The following is a 20,573-nucleotide window of genomic DNA, read 5'->3' as shown; positions in this document are numbered from 1 at the left end:
ACTGCCCTGCAACGGGAGGTATGCGCAGGCCCGAGGGCCGGCCCATGACTCAGTCACCGACACAGCCGCAGGCGCGCGCCCAGATCAGCATTCCGGCCGCACACCCCATGGTGATGCTCCTGGGGTCGGGCGACTCGCTGTTGCGCGTCATCGAAACGGCGTTCCCGGCCGTCGACATCCATGTCCGGGGCAATGAGATAAGCGCGACTGGAAGCGCGGCGGACGTCGCCCTCATCCAGCGCCTGTTCGACGAGATGGTGCTGGTGCTCCGCACCGGGCTGCCGATGACGGAGGACGCTGTGGAACGCTCGATCGCCATGCTCAGGGCGAGCGGGAACGGCAACGCGGAAGGGGCCGAGACCCCCGCCGAGGTGCTCACCCAGAACATCCTCTCCAGCCGTGGCCGCACGATCCGCCCCAAGACGCTCAACCAGAAGCGTTACGTCGACGCGATCGACAAGCACACCATCGTCTTCGGCATCGGCCCCGCGGGCACCGGCAAGACCTATCTCGCCATGGCCAAGGCGGTCCAGGCGCTGCAGTCCAAGCAGGTCAGCCGGATCATCCTCACCAGGCCCGCCGTCGAGGCGGGGGAGCGGCTCGGCTTCCTGCCCGGCACGCTCTTCGACAAGATCGACCCGTATCTGCGCCCGCTCTACGACGCCCTGCACGACATGCTCGACCCCGACTCGATCCCCCGGCTCATGGCCGCGGGCACGATCGAGGTCGCGCCGCTCGCCTACATGCGTGGCCGGACCCTGAACGACGCGTTCATCATCCTCGACGAGGCGCAGAACACCAGCGCCGAGCAGATGAAGATGTTCCTCACCCGCCTCGGCTTCGACTCGAAGATCGTCGTCACCGGTGACGTCACCCAGGTGGACCTGCCGACCGGCACCAAGAGCGGTCTGCGTCAGGTCCAAGAGATCCTTGAGGGCGTCCAGGACGTGCACTTCTCCCGGCTCACCTCGCAGGATGTGGTCCGGCACAAGCTCGTCGGCCGTATCGTCGACGCGTACGAGAAGTACGACAACGCAGAGGGCCGCACCGGCCGCAACGGGAAGTAGTCGCAGCGCACCATGTCGATCGACGTCAACAACGAGTCCGGAACCGAGGTCGACGAGCAGGCGATCCTCGACATCGCCCGCTACGCCCTCGCCCGGATGCGGATCCACCCGCTGTCCGAACTCTCGGTGATCGTGGTGGACACCGCCGCCATGGAGCAGCTCCACATCCAGTGGATGGACCTCCCCGGCCCGACGGACGTCATGTCCTTCCCGATGGACGAGCTCCGGCCCCCGGCCAAGGACGACGAGGAGCCCCCGCAGGGGCTCCTCGGTGACATCGTGCTCTGCCCGGAGGTCGCGAAGAAGCAGGGCGAGGACGCCGAGACGCAGCACTCGATGGACGAGGAGCTCCAGCTCCTCACCGTCCACGGGGTGCTGCACCTCCTCGGGTACGACCACGAGGAGCCGGACGAGAAGGCCGAGATGTTCGGCCTCCAGGCGGCGATCGTCGACGGCTGGCGCGGCGAGCGCGGCCTGACCGGCCCGTCCCCCGCCCCCACGGTCTCGTGAGCGTCCCCCTCATCTCCGGCGCGGTCCTGCTGATCGTCGTCGGCTGGCTCGCGGCCTGCGCCGAGGCCGGCATCGCGCGCACGTCCAGCTTCCGTGCGGCTGAGGCCGTCCGGGCCGGGCGGCGCGGCAGCGCCAAGCTGGAGCAGGTCGCCGCCGACCCCACCCGCTATCTCAACGTGGCCCTGCTCGTGCGGGTCGCCTGCGAGATGTCGGCCGGGGTGCTCGTCACGTACGCCTGCCTCAAGGAGTTCCCGGAGACCTGGGAGGCGCTCGCCGTCGCCATGGGCGTCATGGTCCTCGTCAGCTACGTCGCCATCGGGGTCTCGCCGCGCACCATCGGCCGCCAGCACCCGCTGAACACGGCCACGGCCGCGGCGTACGCCCTGCTGCCGCTGGCCAGGATCATGGGCCCGATCCCGCAGCTGCTGATCCTCCTGGGCAACGCGCTGACCCCTGGCAAGGGGTTCCGCAAGGGCCCCTTCGCCAGTGAGGCCGAACTGCGCGCCATGGTCGACCTCGCCGAGCAGGAGTCGCTCATCGAGGACGACGAGCGCCGCATGGTGCACTCGGTCTTCGAGCTCGGCGACACGCTCGTGCGCGAGGTCATGGTGCCCCGTACGGACCTGGTCTGCATCGAGCGGTACAAGACGGTCCGTCAGGCACTGACCCTCGCGCTGCGCTCCGGCTTCTCGCGGATCCCGGTCACCGGGGAGAACGAGGACGACATCGTCGGGATCGTCTACCTCAAGGACCTGGTCCGCAAGACGCACATCAACCGGGAAGCGGAGGCGGACCTCGTCTCCACGGCGATGCGCCCCGCCGCGTTCGTCCCCGACACGAAGAACGCCGGTGACCTGCTGCGCGAGATGCAGCAGGACCGCAGCCACGTCGCCGTCGTCATCGACGAGTACGGCGGCACGGCCGGCATCGTCACCATCGAGGACATCCTCGAGGAGATCGTCGGCGAGATCACCGACGAGTACGACCGCGAACTCCCGCCGGTCCAGGAGCTGGAGAACGGCTGCTTCCGGGTGACCGCCCGGCTCGACATCGGCGACCTCGGGGAGCTGTTCGGCCTCGACGCGTACGACGACGAGGACGTGGAGACCGTCGGCGGACTGCTGGCCAAGGCGCTCGGGCGGGTCCCGATCTCCGGAGCCTCCTCGATCGTCGACCTCCCCGACGGGCGCAAACTCCGCCTCACCGCGGAGTCCCCGGCGGGCCGCAGGAACAAGATCGTCACGGTGCTGGTGGAGCCGGAGGGAACGGAATCGCCATGACTCCCCAGGAGCTGCGCACGTTCTGCCTGGAGTTCAACGCGAGCGCGGAGGAGTTTCCCTTCGGGCCCGAGGCCTCGGTCTTCAAGGTCCTGGGAAAGATGTTCGCCCTGAGCGCGCTCGACGGGCGGCCTCTGCAGGTCAGCCTCAAGTGTGACCCGGACGAGGCGCTGCGGCTCCGCAAGGAGCACGCCGCGATCGTCCCCGGCTGGCACCTGAACAAGCGGCACTGGAACACGGTGACGGTCTCCGAGCTCCCGGACAGGATGGTCCGGGAGCTCGTGGAGGACAGTTACGACCTGGTGGTGGCCGGGCTCCCCAAGGCGGAACGGCTGCGCCTGGACCGGCCGTAGGGGCTCGCGGGGCGTGCGCCGTCAGGCCCGCCGCAGACCGGCAGCCACCGCCAGCCCTGTCGCGACCGGAATGACCGCCGCGATGACTCACTCCTGCACACCAAAACGCCAGCAGCTCATAACCCCGTCCCGGGATGAAGGGACCCCGTCGACCGGCGGGCGCACGCCCCCTTCGTATGCTCAGCACATGACCGATAGCACCGACCTCGGCGCCGAGGACCGCAAGATCGTCACTCTGGCGCGCAGCGTCCGCGCCCGCAACGGGGTGCCGGAGGGCGCCGCCGTACGGGACGAGACGGGACGTACGTACGCCGCCGGCACCGTGACCCTGGACTCGCTGAAGCTCAGCGCGCTGCAGACCGCCGTCGCGATGGCGGTGGCCAGCGGCGCCACGTCCCTGGAGGCGGCTGCCGTCGTCTCCGAGGCCCCGACCTCCTCGGACGCCGACCGGGCCGCCGTCCGTGACCTGGGCGGGCCCGACACTCCCGTGCTGCTCGCGGGGCCCGACGGGACGCTCCGGTCCACGACCGCCGCGGGCTGATTCGGGCCGGCGGCGCCCTGCTGTGCAACGCCGCCGCCGCGATCGGGGAGAATGGGCGCCATGAGCGCTCGACCGAACACAGAAGCTGCTGCGCAGCAGGCTGAGAACACCGCCCCCCACCGGGCCGGCTTCGCCTGCTTCGTGGGCCGCCCCAACGCGGGCAAGTCCACCCTCACGAACGCTCTGGTCGGTCAGAAGGTGGCGATCACCTCCAACCGCCCCCAGACCACCCGGCACACGGTGCGCGGCATCGTGCACCGTGACGACGCCCAGCTGATCCTGGTCGACACGCCCGGCCTCCACAAGCCGCGCACGCTGCTCGGGGAGCGGCTGAACGACGTCGTGCGGACCACCTGGGCCGAGGTCGACGTCATCGGCTTCTGCCTGCCCGCGGACCAGAAGCTCGGCCCCGGCGACAAGTTCATCGTCAAGGAGCTCGCCGGGATCAAGAAGACCCCGAAGATCGCGATCATCACCAAGACCGACCTGGTGGAGTCCAAGGCGCTCGCCGAGCAGCTCCTCGCCGTCTCCGCGCTGGCCGACGAGCTCGGCTTCGAGTGGGCCGAGATCATTCCGGTCTCGGCGGTCAAGGACCAGCAGGTGAGCCTGCTGGCCGACCTGATCGCCCCGCTGCTGCCGGAGAGCCCCCCGCTCTACCCGGAGGGCGACCTCACCGACGAGCCCGAGATGGTCATGGTCGCGGAACTCATCCGCGAGGCCGCGCTGGAGGGCGTGCGGGACGAGCTTCCGCACTCCATCGCCGTCGTCGTCGAGGAGATGCTGCCGCGCGAGGACCGGCCGGCGGACAAGCCGCTGCTGGACATCCACGCGAACGTCTACATCGAGCGGCCCAGCCAGAAGGGCATCATCATCGGCCCGAAGGGGAAGCGGCTCAAGGACGTCGGCACCAAGTCACGCAAGCACATCGAGGCGCTGTTGGGCACGCCGGTCTTCCTGGACCTGCACGTGAAGGTCGCCAAGGACTGGCAGCGCGACCCGAAGCAGCTGCGGAAGCTGGGGTTCTGAGCGGGGCCACGGACCGCCGGCCGGAGGCCGGCGCAGCCGTACGAAGCCGCTGAGGCCCCAGGGCCGAAGGGTGCGAGTGCGGCGTGGGGAGGCGGTCCCGAAGCAGCTGCGGAAGCCGGGGTTCTGAGACCGGGCCCGGGCCCTCCGGAGCCCGGGCCCGGTTGGACCGGCCCTACGCGCCTTCCTTGAGGACCCGGGAGATCAGCGTCCGCTGCGCCTCGGTCAGCCGTGGGTCCGCGCAGTCGACCGTCCGGTCGCCCACCGTGATCCGGTAGCGGAAGCCGTCCGGCACACCCGCGGGCGGGCCGCCCAGGACGACGGCGAGCGCCGACTCGGCCAGGGCCTCCCAGTCGCCGGCGTCGGGCCGCCCCGAGGTCTCGATCTCGCCGTGGCGTGCGATGCCGGCGAACCCGCCGGTCCGGCTCACCTGGATGCGCATGCGTACCGGCTCCTGCCTGACACCTTGACCCCGCTCGGACGGTCCCGCGTGTATCTACCCGGTCAACGGGTCGGCACGCCCACCTCCGACCATGCCTTGAGCACCGCCTCGGCCTCGTCGCCCTCCCCGAACCTGTGCTGCGCCGCCGCGACGGTCAGCTTGGCGAAGTCCTTGAAGGACGCGTCCTGGGCCAGCTCACCGCCGGTCAGCACGTCGAACCAGATCCGCCCCGCCCGCTCCCAGGCGTTGCCGCCGAGTGCCGTGGCCAGCAGGCAGAACGCCCGGTTGGGGATACCGGAGTTGATGTGGACCCCGCCGTTGTCCTCGTCCGTGTCGACGTAGTCGTCCATCGACCCGGGCTGCGGGTCCTTGCCGAGCACATCGTCGTCGTACGCCGTGCCCGGAGCCTTCATCGAGCGCAGCGCGACGCCGCTGACCCGGGGGGCGAGCAGCCCCGCGCCGATCAGCCAGTCGGCCTGTTCCGCGCTCTGGCCCAGCGAGTACTGCTTGACCAGGGAACCGAAGACGTCCGAGACGGACTCGTTGAGGGCGCCCGACTGGCCCTGGTACGCGAGGTTGGCCGTGTACTGGGTGAGGCCGTGCGCCAGTTCGTGGGCGATCACGTCGATCGCGACGGTGAAGTCGAGGAAGATCTCTCCGTCGCCGTCCCCGAAGACCATCTGCTCGCCGTCGAAGAACGCGTTGTTGTACTTCTCGTCGTAGTGCACGGAGCCGATGAGCGGCAGCCCCTTGCCGTCGATCGAGCTGCGGCCGAACTCCGTGAGCAGCAGATCGAAGGTGGCGCCGAGTCCCGCGTACGCACGGTTGACGCTGGCGTCCTGGGTTGCTTCCTCGCCCTCGTCGCGGACCTTGACGCCCGGCAGGTCCGTGCCGTGCCCGCAGTCGTAAAGGGTGCGGTGGGGCTTGGTCGGGACCGCGTCGGAGGTGAGGGCGGCCTGGGGGGCCCAGGCCAGAGCGGTCACCCGCCGGTGATGGCGCCGGGCCGCGTCGGCGTCCAGGGTGCGCCGTGCGGGATCGGCCAGGCGTGGGTCGTCGGCCTGGGACAGCTTGTCGAGGACGTGGGGCGGCACGATGGTGCAGAAGACGGGCTGGAACCCGTTCGGTCGAGGCTGCATGCAAACGACTGTGGCACTCCGTCACTGCGCTGTCACTGGTTGCGATCACGATTGACGAAATAGAGTGATGTATCACCGTTCCGCCTCCATGAAGAGGCGATCCCGCATACTGATACGGACCGACGCACCAGGCGCCCCTCGGTTAGTGTTGCCGCATCATGCGTTTCGGGCTGCTCCTTCTTAGCTGCCGCGGCGAGGGCCTGTAGTCGTAGGCCGGCTCCCTCCCCGCGGAGTTCGCTGTTGCAGCGACACAGTCGGCCGCCCCTGCTGGACCTCAGAGGAGCCGTACGCCATGACCGCAGTGAATTCCCCCGCGCACACTGATGCCGTTCCCGCCCCCGTCGGTGGCCCCACCCCGGTGACCAACGCGAAGCAGCTGCAGAAGCCTTCCGGGATGCCGGTCCACAAGTACCGCGGCTACGAGGCAGTGGACATCTCCGACCGCACCTGGCCGGACAACCGCATCACCGTGGCGCCCCGGTGGCTGTCCACCGACCTGCGTGACGGCAACCAGGCCCTGATCGACCCCATGTCGCCGGCCCGTAAGCGCGAGATGTTCGACCTGCTCGTACGCATGGGCTACAAGGAGATCGAGGTCGGCTTCCCGTCCTCCGGCGAGACCGACTTCGCGTTCGTACGCTCCATCATCGAAGAGGGCGCGATCCCCGAGGACGTGACGATCTCCGTCCTGACGCAGGCACGCGAGGAACTGATCGAGCGCACCGTCGAGTCGCTGGTCGGCGCGCGGCGCGCAACCGTCCACCTGTACAACGCCACCGCGCCCACCTTCCGCCGCGTGGTCTTCCGCGGCACGAAGGAAGAGGTCAAGCAGATCGCCGTGGACGGCACCCGCCTGGTCATGGAGTACGCGGACAAGATCCTGGGCGACGAGACGATCTTCGGCTACCAGTACAGCCCGGAGATCTTCACCGACACCGAGCTGGACTTCGCCCTGGAGGTCTGCGAGGCCGTCTGTGACGTCTGGCAGCCGGAGGAGGGCCGCGAGATCATCCTCAACTTGCCCGCCACCGTGGAGCGTTCGACGCCCTCCACCCACGCGGACCGCTTCGAGTGGATGTCCCGCAACCTGTCCCGCCGCGAGCACGTCTGCCTGTCCGTGCACCCGCACAACGACCGGGGCACCGCCGTCGCCGCCGCCGAGCTGGCGATCATGGCGGGTGCCGACCGTATCGAGGGCTGCCTGTTCGGCCAGGGCGAGCGCACCGGCAACGTCGACCTGGTCACCCTGGGCATGAACCTCTTCTCCCAGGGCGTCGACCCGCAGATCGACTTCTCGCAGATCGACGAGATCCGCCGCACCAGCGAGTACTGCAACCAGATGGAGGTCCACCCGCGCCACCCCTACGCGGGCGACCTGGTCTACACCGCCTTCTCCGGCTCCCACCAGGACGCCATCAAGAAGGGCTTCGACGCCATGGAGGCCGACGCGGCCTCCCAGGGGAAGACCGTCGACGACATCGAGTGGGCGGTGCCCTACCTGCCGATCGACCCGAAGGACGTCGGCCGCTCCTACGAGGCGGTCATCCGGGTCAACTCGCAGTCAGGCAAGGGCGGAATCGCCTACGTCCTGAAGAACGACCACAAGCTGGACCTGCCGCGCCGGATGCAGATCGAGTTCTCCCGGATCATTCAGGCCAAGACCGACGCCGAGGGTGGCGAGGTCACGCCGACGCAGATCTGGTCGACCTTCCGGGACGAGTACCTGCCGAGCCCCGAGAACGCCTGGGGACGCGTGCAGATCCGCTCGGGTCAGACGACGACCGGTTCCGACGGCCAGGACACGATCACCGTCGAGGCCACCGTCGACGGCTCGGACACGGTGCTGACCGGCACGGGCAACGGCCCGATCTCCGCGTTCTTCGAAGCGCTGCAGGCCATCGGCATCGACGCCCGTCTGCTGGACTACACCGAGCACACGATGAGCGAGGGCGCGAGCGCGCAGGCCGCTTCCTACATCGAGTGCGCGATCGACGGCAAGGTGCTGTGGGGCATCGGTATCGACGCCAACACCACGCGCGCCTCGCTCAAGGCGGTCGTCTCCGCGGTCAACCGCGCGACCCGCTGACCCCGTCACGCGGCATTCCGGGCATACGTCCGATACGCCGCTGAACTGCCCGGCCCGAGAGCCCCGTTCACCCGCCGAGGGTGGGCGGGGTTCGGCCATATACCGGGGTTTTGACCTCCGGGATACTGACGCCACATCACGCATGTGGCTAACATCACGTCCAGCGCGGCAATGTTGCCGTGGGGTTACGGAGGTGTGCGACGTGCGGACAGCCAAAGGACAACGCGCCGTAGGACTGCGTATCTACGGCATCCGTACCGTCTGGGACACCGTCGGCGACGGAGAGTTCTTCTGCCCGTGCTGCGGGGGCGACCGCAACTACCGGCGCCTCACAGGACGCCACCGCCTCACCGTCCTCGGGCTGCCGCTGCTCGCCCGGGGAAGCGCCGGGCCCGTCGTCGAATGCGCCGCCTGCGGGACGCACTTCGCGCCCGACGCCCTCGACCACCCCACCACCACCCGCTTCTCGGCCATGCTGCGGGAGGCCGTGCACACCGTCACGCTCGCCGTGCTCGCCGCGGGCGGCACCACCTCCCGTACGGTCCTGGAGACCGCCGCGGCAACCGTCCGCGACGCGGGACTCGACGACTGCTCCCAGGAACAGCTCTTCACCATCGTCGAGGTGCTCGCCGCCGACACCGGTCCCGGCGACGGCACCGACCCCGCGGCCGAGGCCTGCGGCGCCGCCCTCGCCATAGAGCTCCACGAGGTCCTGAAGCCGCTCGCGCCGCACCTGGCCGTGCCCGGCCGCGAGGCGGTCCTGCTGCGGGGCGCGAGGATCGCGCTCGCGGACGGCCCGTACAGCCAGGCGGAGCGAGAGGTGCTGACCATGGTGGGCAGCGCGCTCCAGCTCTGTCCCGCCGACACCGCGGAGCTGCTCGCCGCGGCGGCGCGCACGCCCTCGTAGCCCTCCACAGGCCCTCCGGAGGACCCTGGCGCGCCCCCTGTGCCGTCGGGCACGGGCCCGGCCTCCCACGCGTCCCGGAACCCCCGCCCGGGCCGCTGCCCCGGTGGGCGACAATGGGTGCATGAGCTTGTTCCGGGACGACGGCGTCGTGCTGCGTACGCAGAAGCTGGGCGAGGCCGACCGGATCATCACGATCCTGACCCGCGGCCACGGGCGGGTGCGCGCCGTGGCACGCGGGGTGCGCCGCACCAAGTCCAAATTCGGGGCGCGGCTCGAACCCTTCTCCCATGTGGACGTGCAGTTCTTCGCGCGCGGCAGCGAGCTGATCGGCCGGGGCCTCCCCCTCTGCACCCAGAGCGAGACGATCGCTCCGTACGGCGGCGGGATCGTCTCCGACTACGCCCGCTACACCGCCGGCACCGCCATGCTGGAGACCGCGGAGCGGTTCACCGACCACGAGGGTGAGCCCGCGGTCCAGCAGTATCTGCTGCTCGTCGGCGGGCTGCGCACCCTCGCGCGCGCCGAACACGCGCCGAACCTCATCCTGGACGCGTTCCTGCTGCGCTCCCTGGCCGTCAACGGCTACGCCCCCAGCTTCGTCGACTGCGCCAAGTGCGGAATGCCCGGACCGAACCGGTTCTTCTCCGTCGCCGCGGGCGGCGTCATATGCGGCGACTGCCGGGTGCCCGGCAGCGTCGTACCCTCGGCGGAGGCCGTCGAACTGCTGAGCGCGTTGCTCAGCGGCGACTGGGAGACGGCGGACGCGTCCGAGGCGCGTCATGTCAGGGAGGGGAGCGGGCTCGTGTCCGCCTATCTGCACTGGCATCTGGAGCGCGGCCTGCGCTCGCTGCGGTACGTAGAGAAGTGACACAGGGAGACGAGAGAAGCCCATGGCAGTACGCGGGATGCTCGGTGGCCGTAACCGGCGTGAGTACAAGACCCCCGAGCCGCACCCCTCCGGCGCCACCCCGCCGAAGATCCCCGGCGAGCTCGTGCCCAAGCACGTCGCCGTCGTGATGGACGGGAACGGCCGCTGGGCCAAGGAGCGGGGTCTTCCGCGCACCGAGGGCCACAAGGTCGGGGAGGGCGTCGTCATGGACGTCCTCAAGGGCTGCATCGAGATGGGCGTCAAGAACCTCTCGCTGTACGCCTTCTCCACGGAGAACTGGAAGCGCTCGCCGGACGAGGTGAAGTTCCTCATGAACTTCAACCGGGACGTCATCCGCCGCCGTCGCGACGAGATGGACGAGCTCGGCATCCGCATCCGCTGGGTCGGCCGCATGCCGAAGCTGTGGAAGTCCGTCGTCCAGGAGCTCCAGGTCGCCCAGGAGCAGACGAAGGACAACGACAAGATGACGCTGTACTTCTGCGTCAACTACGGCGGCCGGGCGGAGATCGCCGACGCGGCGCAGCGCATCGCGCAGGACGTGGCGGAGGGGAAGCTCGACCCCGCGAAGGTTAACGAGAAGACCTTCGCGAAGTACATCTACTACCCGGACATGCCGGACGTGGACCTCTTCGTGCGCCCCAGCGGGGAGCAGCGCACGTCCAACTACCTGATCTGGCAGAGCGCGTACGCCGAGATGGTCTTCCAGGACGTCCTGTGGCCGGACTTTGACCGGCGCGACCTGTGGAACGCCTGCCTGGAGTTCGCCCGGCGCGACCGGCGCTTCGGCGGTGCCGAGGAGATCACCAAGGCCTGAGACGACGAGGAGGGGGCCCCGTCGCCGGGGCCCCCTCCGGGGTCGGTCGTCCTGTGCCCGGGGCTCAGCCCTTGGCGCCCGCGCAGTCCGAGCAGGTCCCGAAGATCTCCACCGTGTGGGCCACGTTCACATAGCCGTGCTGCGAGGCGATGGTCTCGGCCCACTGCTCCACGGCGGGACCCTCCACCTCGACGGCCTTGCCGCAGACGCGGCAGACCAGATGGTGATGGTGGTCACCGGTCGAGCACCGCCGGTAGACCGCCTCACCGTCGGTCGTGCGCAGCACGTCGACCTCGCCGGCGTCGGCCAGGGACTGGAGCGTGCGGTAGACCGTGGTCAGCCCGACCGAGTCACCCCGGTGCTTGAGCACATCGTGCAGGTCCTGGGCACTGCGGAACTCGTCGACCTCGTCGAGCGCCGCCGCGACCGCCGCCCGCTGCCGGGTGGACCGGCCGCGCACCGGAGCCGCGTTCGTGCCACTGATCGGCGCCGTCGCCACAGCTGCCTCCTCATGTCGCCCGTACGTATGTCGGGCCATTGTGCCAGCCCGCCCCGGCGGCACGGTCACACCCGAACGTCGTCCGAGGCCGGGCGGGCCGCCGGTACCTCAAGGGTGCACCGGTCCTCCTCGCTCTCGCGGCCCTTGGCGCGCCTGCGGGCCAGTGGCGTGGCGAGCGCCGTCAGGAGGACGAACGCGGCGATGGCCAGCAGCACGATCGTCGCGCCGGGCGGCACGTCCTGGTAGTACGAGGTCACGGTGCCGGCCAGGGTGACGGCCGTACCGATGACGACGGCCAGGACGAACGTCACCTTGAAGGACTTCGAGATCTGCTGAGCGGCGGCGACCGGCACCACCATCAGCGCGCTGACCAGCAGCAGGCCGACGACCCGCATCGCCACGGTGACGGTGACGGCGGCCGTCACGGCGACCAGCAGATTCAGCACGCGTACCGGCAGCCCCGTGACCCGGGCGAACTCCTCGTCCTGGCTGACCGCGAACAGCTGCCGCCGCAGCCCCACGGTGACCAGCACCACGAAGGCGGCCAGCACGACGATCGCGGTGACGTCCTCCTCGGAGACCGTGGACAGGGAGCCGAAGAGGAACGAGGTCAGGTTGGCGTTGGAGCCGGTGTCCGAGAGGTTGATCAGCATCACCCCGCCCGCCATGCCGCCGTAGAACAGCATGGCCAGGGCGATGTCGCCGCGAGTGCGTCCGTACCAGCGGATCAGCTCCATCACGACCGAACCCGCCACGGCGACGAGCGTCGCCATCCAGACGGGGTTGGTGGAGAGCAGGAAGCCGAGGCCGACGCCGGTCATCGCGACGTGTCCGATGCCGTCGCCCATCAGGGCCTGGCGGCGCTGGACCAGGTAGATGCCGATGGCGGGGGCGGTGATCCCGACCAGGACGGCCGCGAGCAGCGCCCGCTGCATGAAGGGAGGGTTCAGGAATTCCAGCATGATCAGGTCAGCAGTCCCGTCCGGACGGGCTCGGAGGCCGCGTGGGGGTGTACGTGGTCGTGGCCGGGCAGCGCGTGCTGGCCCACGGCCTCGGGGGGCGGGCCGTCGTGCGTGACACAGCCGTCGCGCAGGACGATCGCCCGGTCGATCAGCGGCTCCAGGGCGCCGAGCTCGTGCAGGACGAGCAGCACGGTCGCCCCGCCGGCGACCTGCTCGCGCAGCGTCGTGGCGAGGATCTCCTGGCTGGCCAGGTCGACGCCGGCCATCGGCTCGTCCATGATCAGCAGCTCGGGCTCGGCGGCGAGCGCGCGGGCGATCAGGACCCGCTGGTGCTGGCCGCCGGAGAGGGCGTTCACCGAGTCCTTGGCGCGGTCGGTGAGGCCGACGAGCTCGATGGCCCGGTCCACGGCCGCCCGGTCTGCCTTGCCGAGCGGGCCGAACTTCGTACGCGACAGCCGCCCGGAGGCGACGACCTCGCGGATCGTGGCGGGGACGCCGCCCGCCGCCGTGGTGCGCTGCGGTACGTATCCGACGCGGCCCCACCGGCGGAAGCGGCGCAGCGGCGTGCCGAACAGCTCGACGGTCCCGCCGGTGAGCGGCACCTGGCCGATGACGGAGCGTACGGCCGTGGACTTCCCGGAGCCGTTGGCGCCGAGCAGGGCGACGACCTCGCCGTGGTGGACGGTCAGGTCGACACCGCGCAGCACCGGGCGGGCGCCGAGCGTCGCCGTGGCTCCGCGCATGCTGATCACGGGTTCTGGCGTACTGGGCTCAGGCATGATCGCCTCCGGTGCTGCGGCTGGTTCGGGGTGCTGCTCGGGTCACTTCGCGCCGAGGGCCTTCTGCAGCGCGGCCAGGTTGGACTCCATGACCTCGATGTAGTCAGCGCCCGCGGACTTGTCGGTAATTCCCTCGAGCGGGTCCAGGACGCCGGTCTTCAGGCCGAGGTCCTTCGCCAGGGTCTTGGCGGTCTTGTCGCTGGCGAGCGTCTCGAAGAATACGGTGGTGGCCTTGTTGTCCTCGGCGACGTGGTGGATCTCGTCGATCCGGGCCGGGCTGGGCTCGGTCTCCGGGTCGAGGCCGGCGATGCCCTCCTGGGTGAGGCCGTAGCGCTCGGCGAGGTACCCGAAGGCGGAGTGCGTGGTGATGAACGTCTTCGTCGCGGTGTTCTTCAGCCCGGTCTCGTAGGCCTTGTCCAGCTTGTTCAGCTCGGCGACCAGGGTCTCGGTGTTCTTGCGGTAGTCGGCGGCGTTGTCCGGGTCGGCCTTCTCGAAGGACTTCCCGACGCCCTCGGCGACCTCGGCGTACTTCACCGGGTCCAGCCAGATGTGCGGGTCGAGGCCCGCCTCCTCGGAGTGCTCCTCGCCCTCGTGCTCCCCGCCCTCCTCGGCGCCGTGGTCGTGTCCGTCGACCTCGGAGCCGTGGTTCTCGAGCGTGGTGAGTCCGGCCGCGTCCACGGTGTTCTTCACGCCGGCCTGTGCGACGGCGTCGTCGACCGCGGGCTGGACGTTCTTGAGGTACAGGATGTAGTCGGCCTCGCTCAGGCCGCCGATCTGCCGGGGGGAGAGCTCGAGGTCGTGCGGCTCCACGCCCGGCTTCGTGAGTGAGGTGACGGAGACGTGCGACCCGCCGATCCGCTCGGCCAGGAACTGCATCGGGTAGAAGGACGCCACCACGTCCAGCTTGGCCTCGCTGCCGCCTTCGGCCGCGTCGGAGGAGGAGCAGGCGGAGAGCGCGGTGAGGCCGAGGGCGACTGCTCCGGCGACGGCGGCTGTGGGTATGAGGCGGCGTACGTTCATGACAGTCATTTTCAACAAAAGTGGAAACGATTGTCAACAAGGCTGATGAGATGCCCGGATCCGGACCCGGTGACCGCGATGCGCCCCACCGATTTGATATGGGGGGTGCGCCCGCCGGTAATCTGGGGCATTCGCCCGCCCGTCACCCGACCACCACCCCCCACCGAGGCGCTCCGCGCCCCTGTCTGTACGTCCTTCCTCACCGAGGCGTTCGCGCCGCCCACCTGTCCAGTTCCGCCGTCGTAATGAAGAGAGCACCGTGGCCGCCGACAAGATCGACACCATCGTCAGCCTGAGCAAGCGCCGTGGCTTCGTCTACCCCTGCAGTGAGATCTACGGTGGCCAGAAGGCCGCCTGGGACTACGGGCCCCTGGGCGTCGAGCTGAAGGAGAACCTCAAGCGCCAGTGGTGGCGCTACATGGTCACCTCGCGCGAGGACGTGGTCGGTCTCGACTCGTCGGTCATCCTGGCCCCCGAGGTCTGGGTCGCGTCCGGTCACGTCGCCACGTTCTCCGACCCGCTCACCGAGTGCACCTCCTGTCACAAGCGTTACCGCGCGGACCACCTGGAGGAGGCGTACGAGGAGAAGCACGGCAAGCCGCCCGTGAACGGCCTCGCCGACCTCAACTGCCCCAACTGCGGTAACAAGGGCACCTTCACCGAGCCCAAGCAGTTCTCCGGCCTGCTCTCCACGCACCTCGGCCCGACCCAGGACTCCGGCTCGGTCGCCTACCTGCGCCCCGAGACCGCCCAGGGCATCTTCACCAACTTCGGCCAGGTGCAGCAGACCTCGCGCAAGAAGCCGCCGTTCGGCATCGCGCAGATGGGCAAGTCCTTCCGGAACGAGATCACTCCGGGCAACTTCATCTTCCGCACGCGTGAGTTCGAGCAGATGGAGATGGAGTTCTTCGTCAAGCCGGGCGAGGACGAGCAGTGGCAGGAGTACTGGATGGAGCAGCGCTGGAACTGGTACACCGGTCTCGGCCTGCGCGAGGAGAACATGCGGTGGTTCGAGCACCCCGCGGAGAAGCTCTCCCACTACTCGAAGCGCACCGCTGACATCGAGTACCGCTTCCGCTTCGGCGGCAGCGAGTGGGGCGAGCTCGAGGGCGTCGCCAACCGCACCGACTACGACCTCACGGCGCACTCCAAGGCGTCCGGCACGGACCTCTCCTACTTCGACCAGGAGAAGGGCGAGCGCTACACGCCGTACGTCATCGAGCCCGCGGCCGGTGTCGGCCGCTCGCTGCTGGCGTTCCTCCTCGACGCCTACAACGAGGACGAGGCCCCCAACGCCAAGGGCGTCATGGAGAAGCGCGCCGTGATGCGCCTCGACCCGCGCCTCGCGCCGGTCAAGGTCGCCGTCCTGCCGCTGTCCCGCAACCCGCAGCTGTCGCCGAAGGCCAAGGGCCTCGCCGCCGACCTGCGGCAGAACTGGAACATCGAGTTCGACGACGCGGGCGCCATCGGCCGCCGCTACCGCCGCCAGGACGAGATCGGCACGCCGTTCTGCGTCACCGTCGACTTCGACACCCTCGACGACAACGCGGTGACCGTGCGCGAGCGCGACACGATGAAGCAGGAGCGCGTCTCCCTGGACCAGATCCAGAGCTACCTCGGCTCCCGCCTCCTGGGCTGCTGAACGCACTCGGCCTCATAACGAAGCCCCCGGTTCCGGCGTACGGAACCGGGGGCTTCGTGCACACTGGGCGCACTCGTCCACAGGGAGGCCCCACATGCCGTCCATGACCACGAGCAAGGTCACGAGATGGGACCAGCACGGCCGTGAACACGTCGTCCACGTAAGGAAGTCGGGGATGCAGCGGCAGCTGACCTGCGACACCTGCGGGTGGCGCAAGGGGGCGCAGTTCCTGCCCTGGCTCAAGGCCGAGGAGCACCTGACCGAGGCCCATCAGGCCACGGTCGACCCGACCGCCTGAGCCGGCAGCGGGGCCCGGCCGAAAAAACCGGATGAGGCACCCCTCCGGCCGGGGTACCTTTTCAGCATGTCTTCGTTCTTCCAGATCTACGAGTGAGCGCGCGACGGGCCGACCGCCCGTCGCCCATCGGATCGATACACGACACGTCATCCTCACTTCCGCAACTCAAGAATGGGAGAACGCCGTGGCCAAGAGCCGCAACAACCTCCTCGGCGTGGGCGGACAGCGCAAGAAGCTGTCCCGCGCCGAACAGCAGGGCGCGGGCCCCGCGCGCAACGACGACCGCAAGGCCGCCGAGGACAAGAAGCAGGAGCTGGTGCGCAAGATGCGTGAGCGCGCCGCTGCCGCCGAGGCCGCACCGGCGCAGGACGCACCGGCCGAGAGCTGACCTCCTCGCACCACCCGTACGACCACGGGCCCGGATCACCTCGGTGATCCGGGCCCGTGTCCGTCCGCCCCTCACCTCACCGTGCGGGGGAGCCGCAGGCTCAGCAGGGTGGTCAGGACGACGGCCGCCAGCTGCACCAGCAGCGTCACGACCAGGGCGTCCCGCATCCCCGAGCCGGGTGCCAGCGCGAGGAAGAGCGTCCCGAGCGTGGCGACCCCGAGGGCCAGGGCGGCCTGCTGGGTGGTGGTCATGACGCCGCCGCCCACCCCCGCCCGCTCGGACGGCACGTCGGACAGCACGATCCGGATCAGGACGGGGAGCTGCAGCCCCTGCCCCAGTCCCGAGATCGCCATGCCCGGCAGCAGGCCCAGCAGCCCGAGGCCGGGCCAGGAGCTCCACACGGTCAGCGCCAGCACCGTGATGCCCGCCCCCTGGATCAGCCCGCCGGCCGTCACCACCCGGCTGCCGAAGCGCCGTACGAGCCGGGGGCCGGCCAGCGAGGCCGCGAAGAAGGCCGCGGCCATCGGCGCGAGGGACAGCCCTGCCGCGGCCGGGCCCATCTCCAGACCCTGCTGGAGGGCGACCGCGATCACGAACATGAAGCCGCCGAAGCCGATCGAGAACGGCACCACCAGGATCAGGCCGCGGCGTAGTGACTCCAGCCGCAGCAGGCTCGGCGGCACGAGCGGTGTCCGCCCCTTCGCGTCGGCCCGCCGCTCCACCCGGTAGAAGGCCACCGCGGCGAACGGGAAGAGGCCGAGGGACACCCAGGTCCAGAGCGGCCAGCCCGCAGCCCGGCCCTCCGTCAGCGGGGCCAGCAGCGTCACCAGGGAGACGGCCAGCAGGAGTGTGCCCGGCACGTCGACGGGCGCGGGCCGGTCCGAGCGGCTCTCCGGCACCGAGCGGGCGGCCAGGAACAGCCCCACCACCGCCACGGGCACGTTCACCAGGAACACCGACCGCCAGCCCGCGCTCTCCCCGAAGACGGAGGAGAGCGGGGCGGCGGAGACCAGGACACCGCCGAGGATCTGGCCGGCGACCATGGAGAGCCCGGCGGTCGCCCCGTACAGGCTCATGGCCCGCGCCCTGTGGTGGCCGGTCGTGCCCGCCTGGATGGTGGCGAGCACCTGCGGCAGCATCAGGGCCGCGGCGGCGCCCTGGGCCACCCGTGCCCCCACGAGGGTCCAGGCGTCCGGGGCCAGCCCGCAGGCGAGAGAGGTGAGACCGAAGGCGGCCATTCCGATGAGGAAGAGCCTGCGCCGTCCGGCCATGTCGCCGAGCCGCCCGCCGAGGACGAGCAGCACGGCGTAGGAGAGGCCGTAGCCCGCGACGACCAGCTCCAGCAGAGCGGGGCCCGCGGCCAGGTCGTGGTCGATGGTGGGCAGGGCGACGTTGACGATGAAGAAGTCGATGAGCGGGAGCGCCGCGCCGAGCAGCACCGTGAACAGCCCGAGCCCGCCGAGCACCGGTGCGGGGTGGTCGTACCGCGCCCCGGGGACGCGGGTGGCGGATGCGTTGGTCAGTACAGATGATTCACTCACGCCATCGACGATGGACCCGTACTCAGCCTGGTACCAGAGTCTCCTTATCCTGGTACACGGAGCACCTGGCAATACGTCCGGGCATTCGGCACCCTGGGAGCATGACGACCGCGGCGGCCCAGGTACCCGAGACAGACATCCGGCGGCACGAGCTGGCCGGATTCCTCCGCAGCCGTCGTGAGCGGATCACCCCCGAGCAGGTGGGTCTGCCCCGCGGCCGCCGCAGGCGGACCCCCGGGCTGCGCCGCGAGGAGGTCGCGCAGCTCTCGGCCGTCGGCGTCACCTGGTACACGTGGCTGGAGCAGGCCCGCGACATCCAGGTCTCCCCGCAGGTCCTCGACTCCCTGGCCCGCGCCCTCCTGCTCGACCGCAGCGAACGCACCCACCTCTTCTCCCTCGCCGGGGCCGTCGACCCCGCGCCGGGCTCGGACTGCACGGGCGTCACCCCGGCCTTCCACGAGATGCTCAGGCGCCTGGAGCCCTTCCCGGCCTGTATCCAGAACAGCCGGTACGACATCCTCGCGTACAACCGCACCTACGGCCGGCTCCTGTGCGACCTGGACGCCGTCGCCCCCGAGGACCGCAACTGCATGCTGCTCGCCTACAACAACGAGGAGTGGCGCGCCTCCGTCGTCGATCTGCCCGCCATGCACCGGGTGATGGCCGCCAAGTTCCGTGCCGCGATGGCGGAGCACCTGGCCGAGCCCGCCTGGAAGGCGCTGCTGCGGCGACTGGAGGCCACCTCGCCCGAGTTCGGCGAGATCTGGGCCCGGCACGAGGTCGTCGGAGCCTCGAACCGCACCAAGATCTTCCGTAACGCCCGGGTGGGACTGCTCAGGCTCGACCACACCGACCTGTGGCTCGGCCCCTCGGCGGGCCCGCGCATGGTGACGTACGTCCCGTCGGACGAGGAGTCGCGGCTCGGGCTGGAGCGGCTGATGGAGTCGGTCCTCGCGCAGCCGCACGCGGATCCGCAGGCCGAGCCGCACGCGGAGCCCCTCGCCGGGCCGCGCACGACGTCCCTCACCGGGTCCGTCGCCGAGGCCTGAGCGGGCGGGCATCCGCGCCGCGGTCCGCGTACGGGACAATGGGGCCATGACCACGCTCGCCCCTGCCCCCCCGCTGCTCCGGATCGGCCCGCACACCGTGCAGCCGCCGGTCGTGCTCGCCCCCATGGCCGGCATCACCAACGCGCCCTTCCGCACCCTGTGCCGTGAGTTCTCAGGCGGCAAGGGGCTGTTCGTCAGCGAGATGATCACCACGCGGGCGCTGGTCGAGCGCAACGAGAAGACCATGCAGCTCATCCACTTCGACGCGAGCGAGACCCCGCGCTCGATCCAGCTGTACGGGGTGGACCCGGTCACCGTCGGCAAGGCGGTCCGCATGATCGTCGACGAGGACCTCGCCGACCACATCGACCTGAACTTCGGCTGCCCCGTCCCCAAGGTCACCCGCAAGGGCGGCGGCTCCGCGCTCCCGTACAAGCGGCCCCTGCTGCGCGCGATCCTTCGCGAGGCCGTGGCGCAGGCGGGCGAGCTCCCGGTCACCATCAAGATGCGCAAGGGCATCGACGACGACCACACCACTTACCTCGACGCGGGCCGCATCGCCGTCGAGGAGGGCATCACGGCCGTCGCCCTGCACGGCAGGACCACCGCCCAGCACTACGGCGGCACGGCCGACTGGGACGCCATCGCACGCCTGAAGGAGCACGTCCCCGAGATCCCCGTCCTCGGCAACGGCGACATCTGGAGCGCCGACGACGCCCTGCGGATGATGCGTGAGACGGGCTGCGACGGCGTCGTCGTCGGCCGTGGCTGCCTGGGCCGCCCCTGGCTCTTCGGCGACCTCGTCAGCGCCTTCGAGGGCACGGGGACGAGGCAGGCGCCCGCCCTGCGCCAGGTCGCGGACGTCATGCTGCGCCACGCGACGCTGCTGGGGGAGTGGATCGGCGACGAGAGCCGTGGCGTGATCGACTTCCGCAAGCACGTGGCCTGGTACCTCAAGGGCTTCGCGGTCGGTTCGGACATGCGCAGGAGGCTCGCGGTCACGTCGTCGCTGGAGGAGCTGGGCGGACAGCTCCAGGAGCTCGACCTGGACCAGCCCTGGCCGGACGGCGCGGACGGCCCGCGTGGTCGTACGTCCGGCAACAACCGGGTGGCGCTGCCGGACGGCTGGCTCAAGGACCCGTACGACTGCGCGGGCGTGGGGGCCGAGGCGGAGCTGGACACCTCGGGCGGCTGAGCGCCACCCTCGCACCGGGGCACCGAGTGCCCCGTGAAGAGCCCGCTCACATGAGCGGGCTTTTCTGTCTGGATGCGGCGCGTCCCTCGCGATTTCGCGGCCGGAGTGTGTGCCCGCTCTCTTCGACGGTCCATCGAGTAACGATCTGTGAGGCG

At 70.2% G+C, this 20,573-nt stretch carries 22 protein-coding genes; 15 read left to right on the top strand and 7 right to left on the bottom strand.

All coding sequences use genetic code 11. The features are described from left to right. The first annotated feature begins 44 nt into the window (after window positions 1-44). The 6 genes from ACIBCU_RS04365 (at window position 45) to era (ending at window position 4,774) form a co-directional block, all read left to right on the top strand. Window positions 45-1,067 (top strand): PhoH family protein, encoded by a 1,023-nt coding sequence (locus ACIBCU_RS04365; RefSeq protein ID WP_362933001.1) that lies wholly within the window; start codon window positions 45-47, stop codon window positions 1,065-1,067. Between the two features lie 12 nt (window positions 1,068-1,079). Then, a complete protein-coding gene (gene ybeY, locus ACIBCU_RS04360; protein WP_277334053.1) occupies window positions 1,080-1,577 on the top strand; it encodes an rRNA maturation RNase YbeY in 498 nt (165 codons plus the stop codon). Continuing rightward, entirely contained in the window at window positions 1,574-2,857 is a 1,284-nt protein-coding gene (locus ACIBCU_RS04355) for a hemolysin family protein (protein ID WP_362933004.1), read from the top strand. The genes ybeY and ACIBCU_RS04355 overlap by 4 nt, the downstream gene beginning before the upstream one ends. Then, window positions 2,854-3,207 carry an MmcQ/YjbR family DNA-binding protein gene (locus tag ACIBCU_RS04350; protein ID WP_393761872.1) on the top strand — a complete coding sequence of 118 codons (354 nt, stop codon included), beginning with the start codon at window positions 2,854-2,856 and terminating at the stop codon, window positions 3,205-3,207. The genes ACIBCU_RS04355 and ACIBCU_RS04350 overlap by 4 nt, the downstream gene beginning before the upstream one ends. A 187-nt stretch (window positions 3,208-3,394) precedes the next feature. Further along, window positions 3,395-3,748 (top strand): cytidine deaminase, encoded by a 354-nt coding sequence (locus ACIBCU_RS04345; protein ID WP_399229130.1) that lies wholly within the window; start codon window positions 3,395-3,397, stop codon window positions 3,746-3,748. A 51-nt stretch (window positions 3,749-3,799) separates the two neighbouring features. Continuing rightward, entirely contained in the window at window positions 3,800-4,774 is a 975-nt protein-coding gene (gene era, locus ACIBCU_RS04340; protein ID WP_187281951.1) for a GTPase Era, read from the top strand. Window positions 4,775-4,946: 172 nt separating this feature from the next. Here era and ACIBCU_RS04335 read toward each other — a convergent pair whose 3' ends face one another. Next, window positions 4,947-5,213: a protealysin inhibitor emfourin gene (locus ACIBCU_RS04335; protein WP_362933011.1), complete on the bottom strand. Its 267-nt coding sequence runs from the start codon at window positions 5,211-5,213 to the stop codon at window positions 4,947-4,949. 62 nt (window positions 5,214-5,275) lie between these two features. Further along, window positions 5,276-6,349 carry a M4 family metallopeptidase gene (locus ACIBCU_RS04330; protein ID WP_362933014.1) on the bottom strand — a complete coding sequence of 358 codons (1,074 nt, stop codon included), beginning with the start codon at window positions 6,347-6,349 and terminating at the stop codon, window positions 5,276-5,278. Window positions 6,350-6,641: 292 nt separating this feature from the next. Here ACIBCU_RS04330 and leuA point away from each other — a divergent pair, with 292 nt between their 5' ends. From leuA to ACIBCU_RS04310, 4 genes are all read left to right on the top strand, one after another. Further along, window positions 6,642-8,435 (top strand): 2-isopropylmalate synthase, encoded by a 1,794-nt coding sequence (gene leuA / locus ACIBCU_RS04325; RefSeq protein ID WP_362933017.1) that lies wholly within the window; start codon window positions 6,642-6,644, stop codon window positions 8,433-8,435. Between the two features lie 202 nt (window positions 8,436-8,637). Continuing rightward, window positions 8,638-9,342 (top strand): TerB family tellurite resistance protein, encoded by a 705-nt coding sequence (locus ACIBCU_RS04320; protein ID WP_362933020.1) that lies wholly within the window; start codon window positions 8,638-8,640, stop codon window positions 9,340-9,342. A 121-nt stretch (window positions 9,343-9,463) separates the two neighbouring features. Further along, window positions 9,464-10,210, top strand: a complete 747-nt coding sequence (gene recO / locus ACIBCU_RS04315; RefSeq protein ID WP_104785535.1) for a DNA repair protein RecO — start codon at window positions 9,464-9,466, stop codon at window positions 10,208-10,210. A 22-nt stretch (window positions 10,211-10,232) separates the two neighbouring features. After that, on the top strand, window positions 10,233-11,045 hold the full coding sequence (locus ACIBCU_RS04310; RefSeq protein WP_399229126.1) for an isoprenyl transferase: 813 nt from the start codon (window positions 10,233-10,235) through the stop codon (window positions 11,043-11,045). Window positions 11,046-11,109: 64 nt separating this feature from the next. Here ACIBCU_RS04310 and ACIBCU_RS04305 read toward each other — a convergent pair whose 3' ends face one another. The 4 genes from ACIBCU_RS04305 to ACIBCU_RS04290 all read right to left on the bottom strand — a co-directional run bounded on the left by ACIBCU_RS04305 (window position 11,110) and on the right by ACIBCU_RS04290 (window position 14,305). After that, a complete protein-coding gene (locus ACIBCU_RS04305) occupies window positions 11,110-11,544 on the bottom strand; it encodes a Fur family transcriptional regulator (RefSeq protein ID WP_104785532.1) in 435 nt (144 codons plus the stop codon). Window positions 11,545-11,609: 65 nt separating this feature from the next. Beyond that, window positions 11,610-12,509: a metal ABC transporter permease gene (locus tag ACIBCU_RS04300; protein WP_362933193.1), complete on the bottom strand. Its 900-nt coding sequence runs from the start codon at window positions 12,507-12,509 to the stop codon at window positions 11,610-11,612. Further along, the gene (locus ACIBCU_RS04295) at window positions 12,509-13,285 is read right to left on the bottom strand and encodes a metal ABC transporter ATP-binding protein (RefSeq protein WP_362933026.1); all 777 of its coding nucleotides are present in this window, start codon (window positions 13,283-13,285) and stop codon (window positions 12,509-12,511) included. Before ACIBCU_RS04295 ends, ACIBCU_RS04300 begins: the two co-directional genes overlap by 1 nt. Window positions 13,286-13,327: 42 nt before the next feature. Continuing rightward, the gene (locus tag ACIBCU_RS04290) at window positions 13,328-14,305 is read right to left on the bottom strand and encodes a metal ABC transporter substrate-binding protein (protein ID WP_362933029.1); all 978 of its coding nucleotides are present in this window, start codon (window positions 14,303-14,305) and stop codon (window positions 13,328-13,330) included. Window positions 14,306-14,564: 259 nt separating this feature from the next. On the opposite strand from ACIBCU_RS04290, the gene ACIBCU_RS04285 reads away from it, so the two are divergent. The 3 genes from ACIBCU_RS04285 (at window position 14,565) to ACIBCU_RS04275 (ending at window position 16,633) form a co-directional block, all read left to right on the top strand. After that, a complete protein-coding gene (locus tag ACIBCU_RS04285) occupies window positions 14,565-15,947 on the top strand; it encodes a glycine--tRNA ligase (protein WP_356707657.1) in 1,383 nt (460 codons plus the stop codon). 94 nt (window positions 15,948-16,041) lie between these two features. Continuing rightward, window positions 16,042-16,245: a hypothetical protein gene (locus tag ACIBCU_RS04280; protein ID WP_362933032.1), complete on the top strand. Its 204-nt coding sequence runs from the start codon at window positions 16,042-16,044 to the stop codon at window positions 16,243-16,245. A gap of 184 nt (window positions 16,246-16,429) precedes the next feature. Beyond that, on the top strand, window positions 16,430-16,633 hold the full coding sequence (locus ACIBCU_RS04275) for a DUF6243 family protein (RefSeq protein ID WP_362933035.1): 204 nt from the start codon (window positions 16,430-16,432) through the stop codon (window positions 16,631-16,633). A gap of 71 nt (window positions 16,634-16,704) precedes the next feature. On the opposite strand, the gene ACIBCU_RS04270 is transcribed toward ACIBCU_RS04275, so the two are convergent. Further along, on the bottom strand, window positions 16,705-18,174 hold the full coding sequence (locus ACIBCU_RS04270; protein WP_362933038.1) for an MFS transporter: 1,470 nt from the start codon (window positions 18,172-18,174) through the stop codon (window positions 16,705-16,707). A 101-nt stretch (window positions 18,175-18,275) separates the two neighbouring features. Here ACIBCU_RS04270 and ACIBCU_RS04265 point away from each other — a divergent pair, with 101 nt between their 5' ends. Together ACIBCU_RS04265 and dusB are read left to right on the top strand one after the other, a co-directional pair. Continuing rightward, window positions 18,276-19,223: a helix-turn-helix transcriptional regulator gene (locus ACIBCU_RS04265; protein WP_362933041.1), complete on the top strand. Its 948-nt coding sequence runs from the start codon at window positions 18,276-18,278 to the stop codon at window positions 19,221-19,223. Window positions 19,224-19,269: 46 nt separating this feature from the next. Beyond that, window positions 19,270-20,418 (top strand): tRNA dihydrouridine synthase DusB, encoded by a 1,149-nt coding sequence (dusB, locus tag ACIBCU_RS04260; RefSeq protein WP_362933044.1) that lies wholly within the window; start codon window positions 19,270-19,272, stop codon window positions 20,416-20,418. Window positions 20,419-20,573: the final 155 nt, after the last annotated feature.

Source organism: Streptomyces sp. NPDC051064, from assembly GCF_044455985.1.
GTDB lineage: Bacteria > Actinomycetota > Actinomycetes > Streptomycetales > Streptomycetaceae > Streptomyces.
Note: the sequence above shows the minus strand (reverse complement) of the source record. Positions and strands in the feature narration are given on the sequence as shown.

Bases quoted from the DNA above. Each gene is read 5' to 3' on its own strand.
- ACIBCU_RS04265 (WP_362933041.1), top strand. From the start codon at position 18,276: ATGACGACCGCGGCGGCCCAGGTACCCGAGACAGACATCCGGCGGCAC.
- dusB (WP_362933044.1), top strand. From the start codon at position 19,270: ATGACCACGCTCGCCCCTGCCCCCCCGCTGCTCCGGATCGGCCCGCAC.
- ACIBCU_RS04295 (WP_362933026.1), bottom strand. From the start codon at position 13,285: ATGCCTGAGCCCAGTACGCCAGAACCCGTGATCAGCATGCGCGGAGCC.
- ACIBCU_RS04310 (WP_399229126.1), top strand. From the start codon at position 10,233: ATGGCAGTACGCGGGATGCTCGGTGGCCGTAACCGGCGTGAGTACAAG.
- ACIBCU_RS04345 (WP_399229130.1), top strand. From the start codon at position 3,395: ATGACCGATAGCACCGACCTCGGCGCCGAGGACCGCAAGATCGTCACT.
- ACIBCU_RS04365 (WP_362933001.1), top strand. From the start codon at position 45: ATGACTCAGTCACCGACACAGCCGCAGGCGCGCGCCCAGATCAGCATT.
- recO (WP_104785535.1), top strand. From the start codon at position 9,464: ATGAGCTTGTTCCGGGACGACGGCGTCGTGCTGCGTACGCAGAAGCTG.
- leuA (WP_362933017.1), top strand. From the start codon at position 6,642: ATGACCGCAGTGAATTCCCCCGCGCACACTGATGCCGTTCCCGCCCCC.
- ACIBCU_RS04290 (WP_362933029.1), bottom strand. From the start codon at position 14,305: ATGAACGTACGCCGCCTCATACCCACAGCCGCCGTCGCCGGAGCAGTC.
- ACIBCU_RS04280 (WP_362933032.1), top strand. From the start codon at position 16,042: ATGCCGTCCATGACCACGAGCAAGGTCACGAGATGGGACCAGCACGGC.
- era (WP_187281951.1), top strand. From the start codon at position 3,800: ATGGGCGCCATGAGCGCTCGACCGAACACAGAAGCTGCTGCGCAGCAG.
- ACIBCU_RS04350 (WP_393761872.1), top strand. From the start codon at position 2,854: ATGACTCCCCAGGAGCTGCGCACGTTCTGCCTGGAGTTCAACGCGAGC.
- ACIBCU_RS04330 (WP_362933014.1), bottom strand. From the start codon at position 6,349: ATGCAGCCTCGACCGAACGGGTTCCAGCCCGTCTTCTGCACCATCGTG.
- ACIBCU_RS04335 (WP_362933011.1), bottom strand. From the start codon at position 5,213: ATGCGCATCCAGGTGAGCCGGACCGGCGGGTTCGCCGGCATCGCACGC.
- ybeY (WP_277334053.1), top strand. From the start codon at position 1,080: ATGTCGATCGACGTCAACAACGAGTCCGGAACCGAGGTCGACGAGCAG.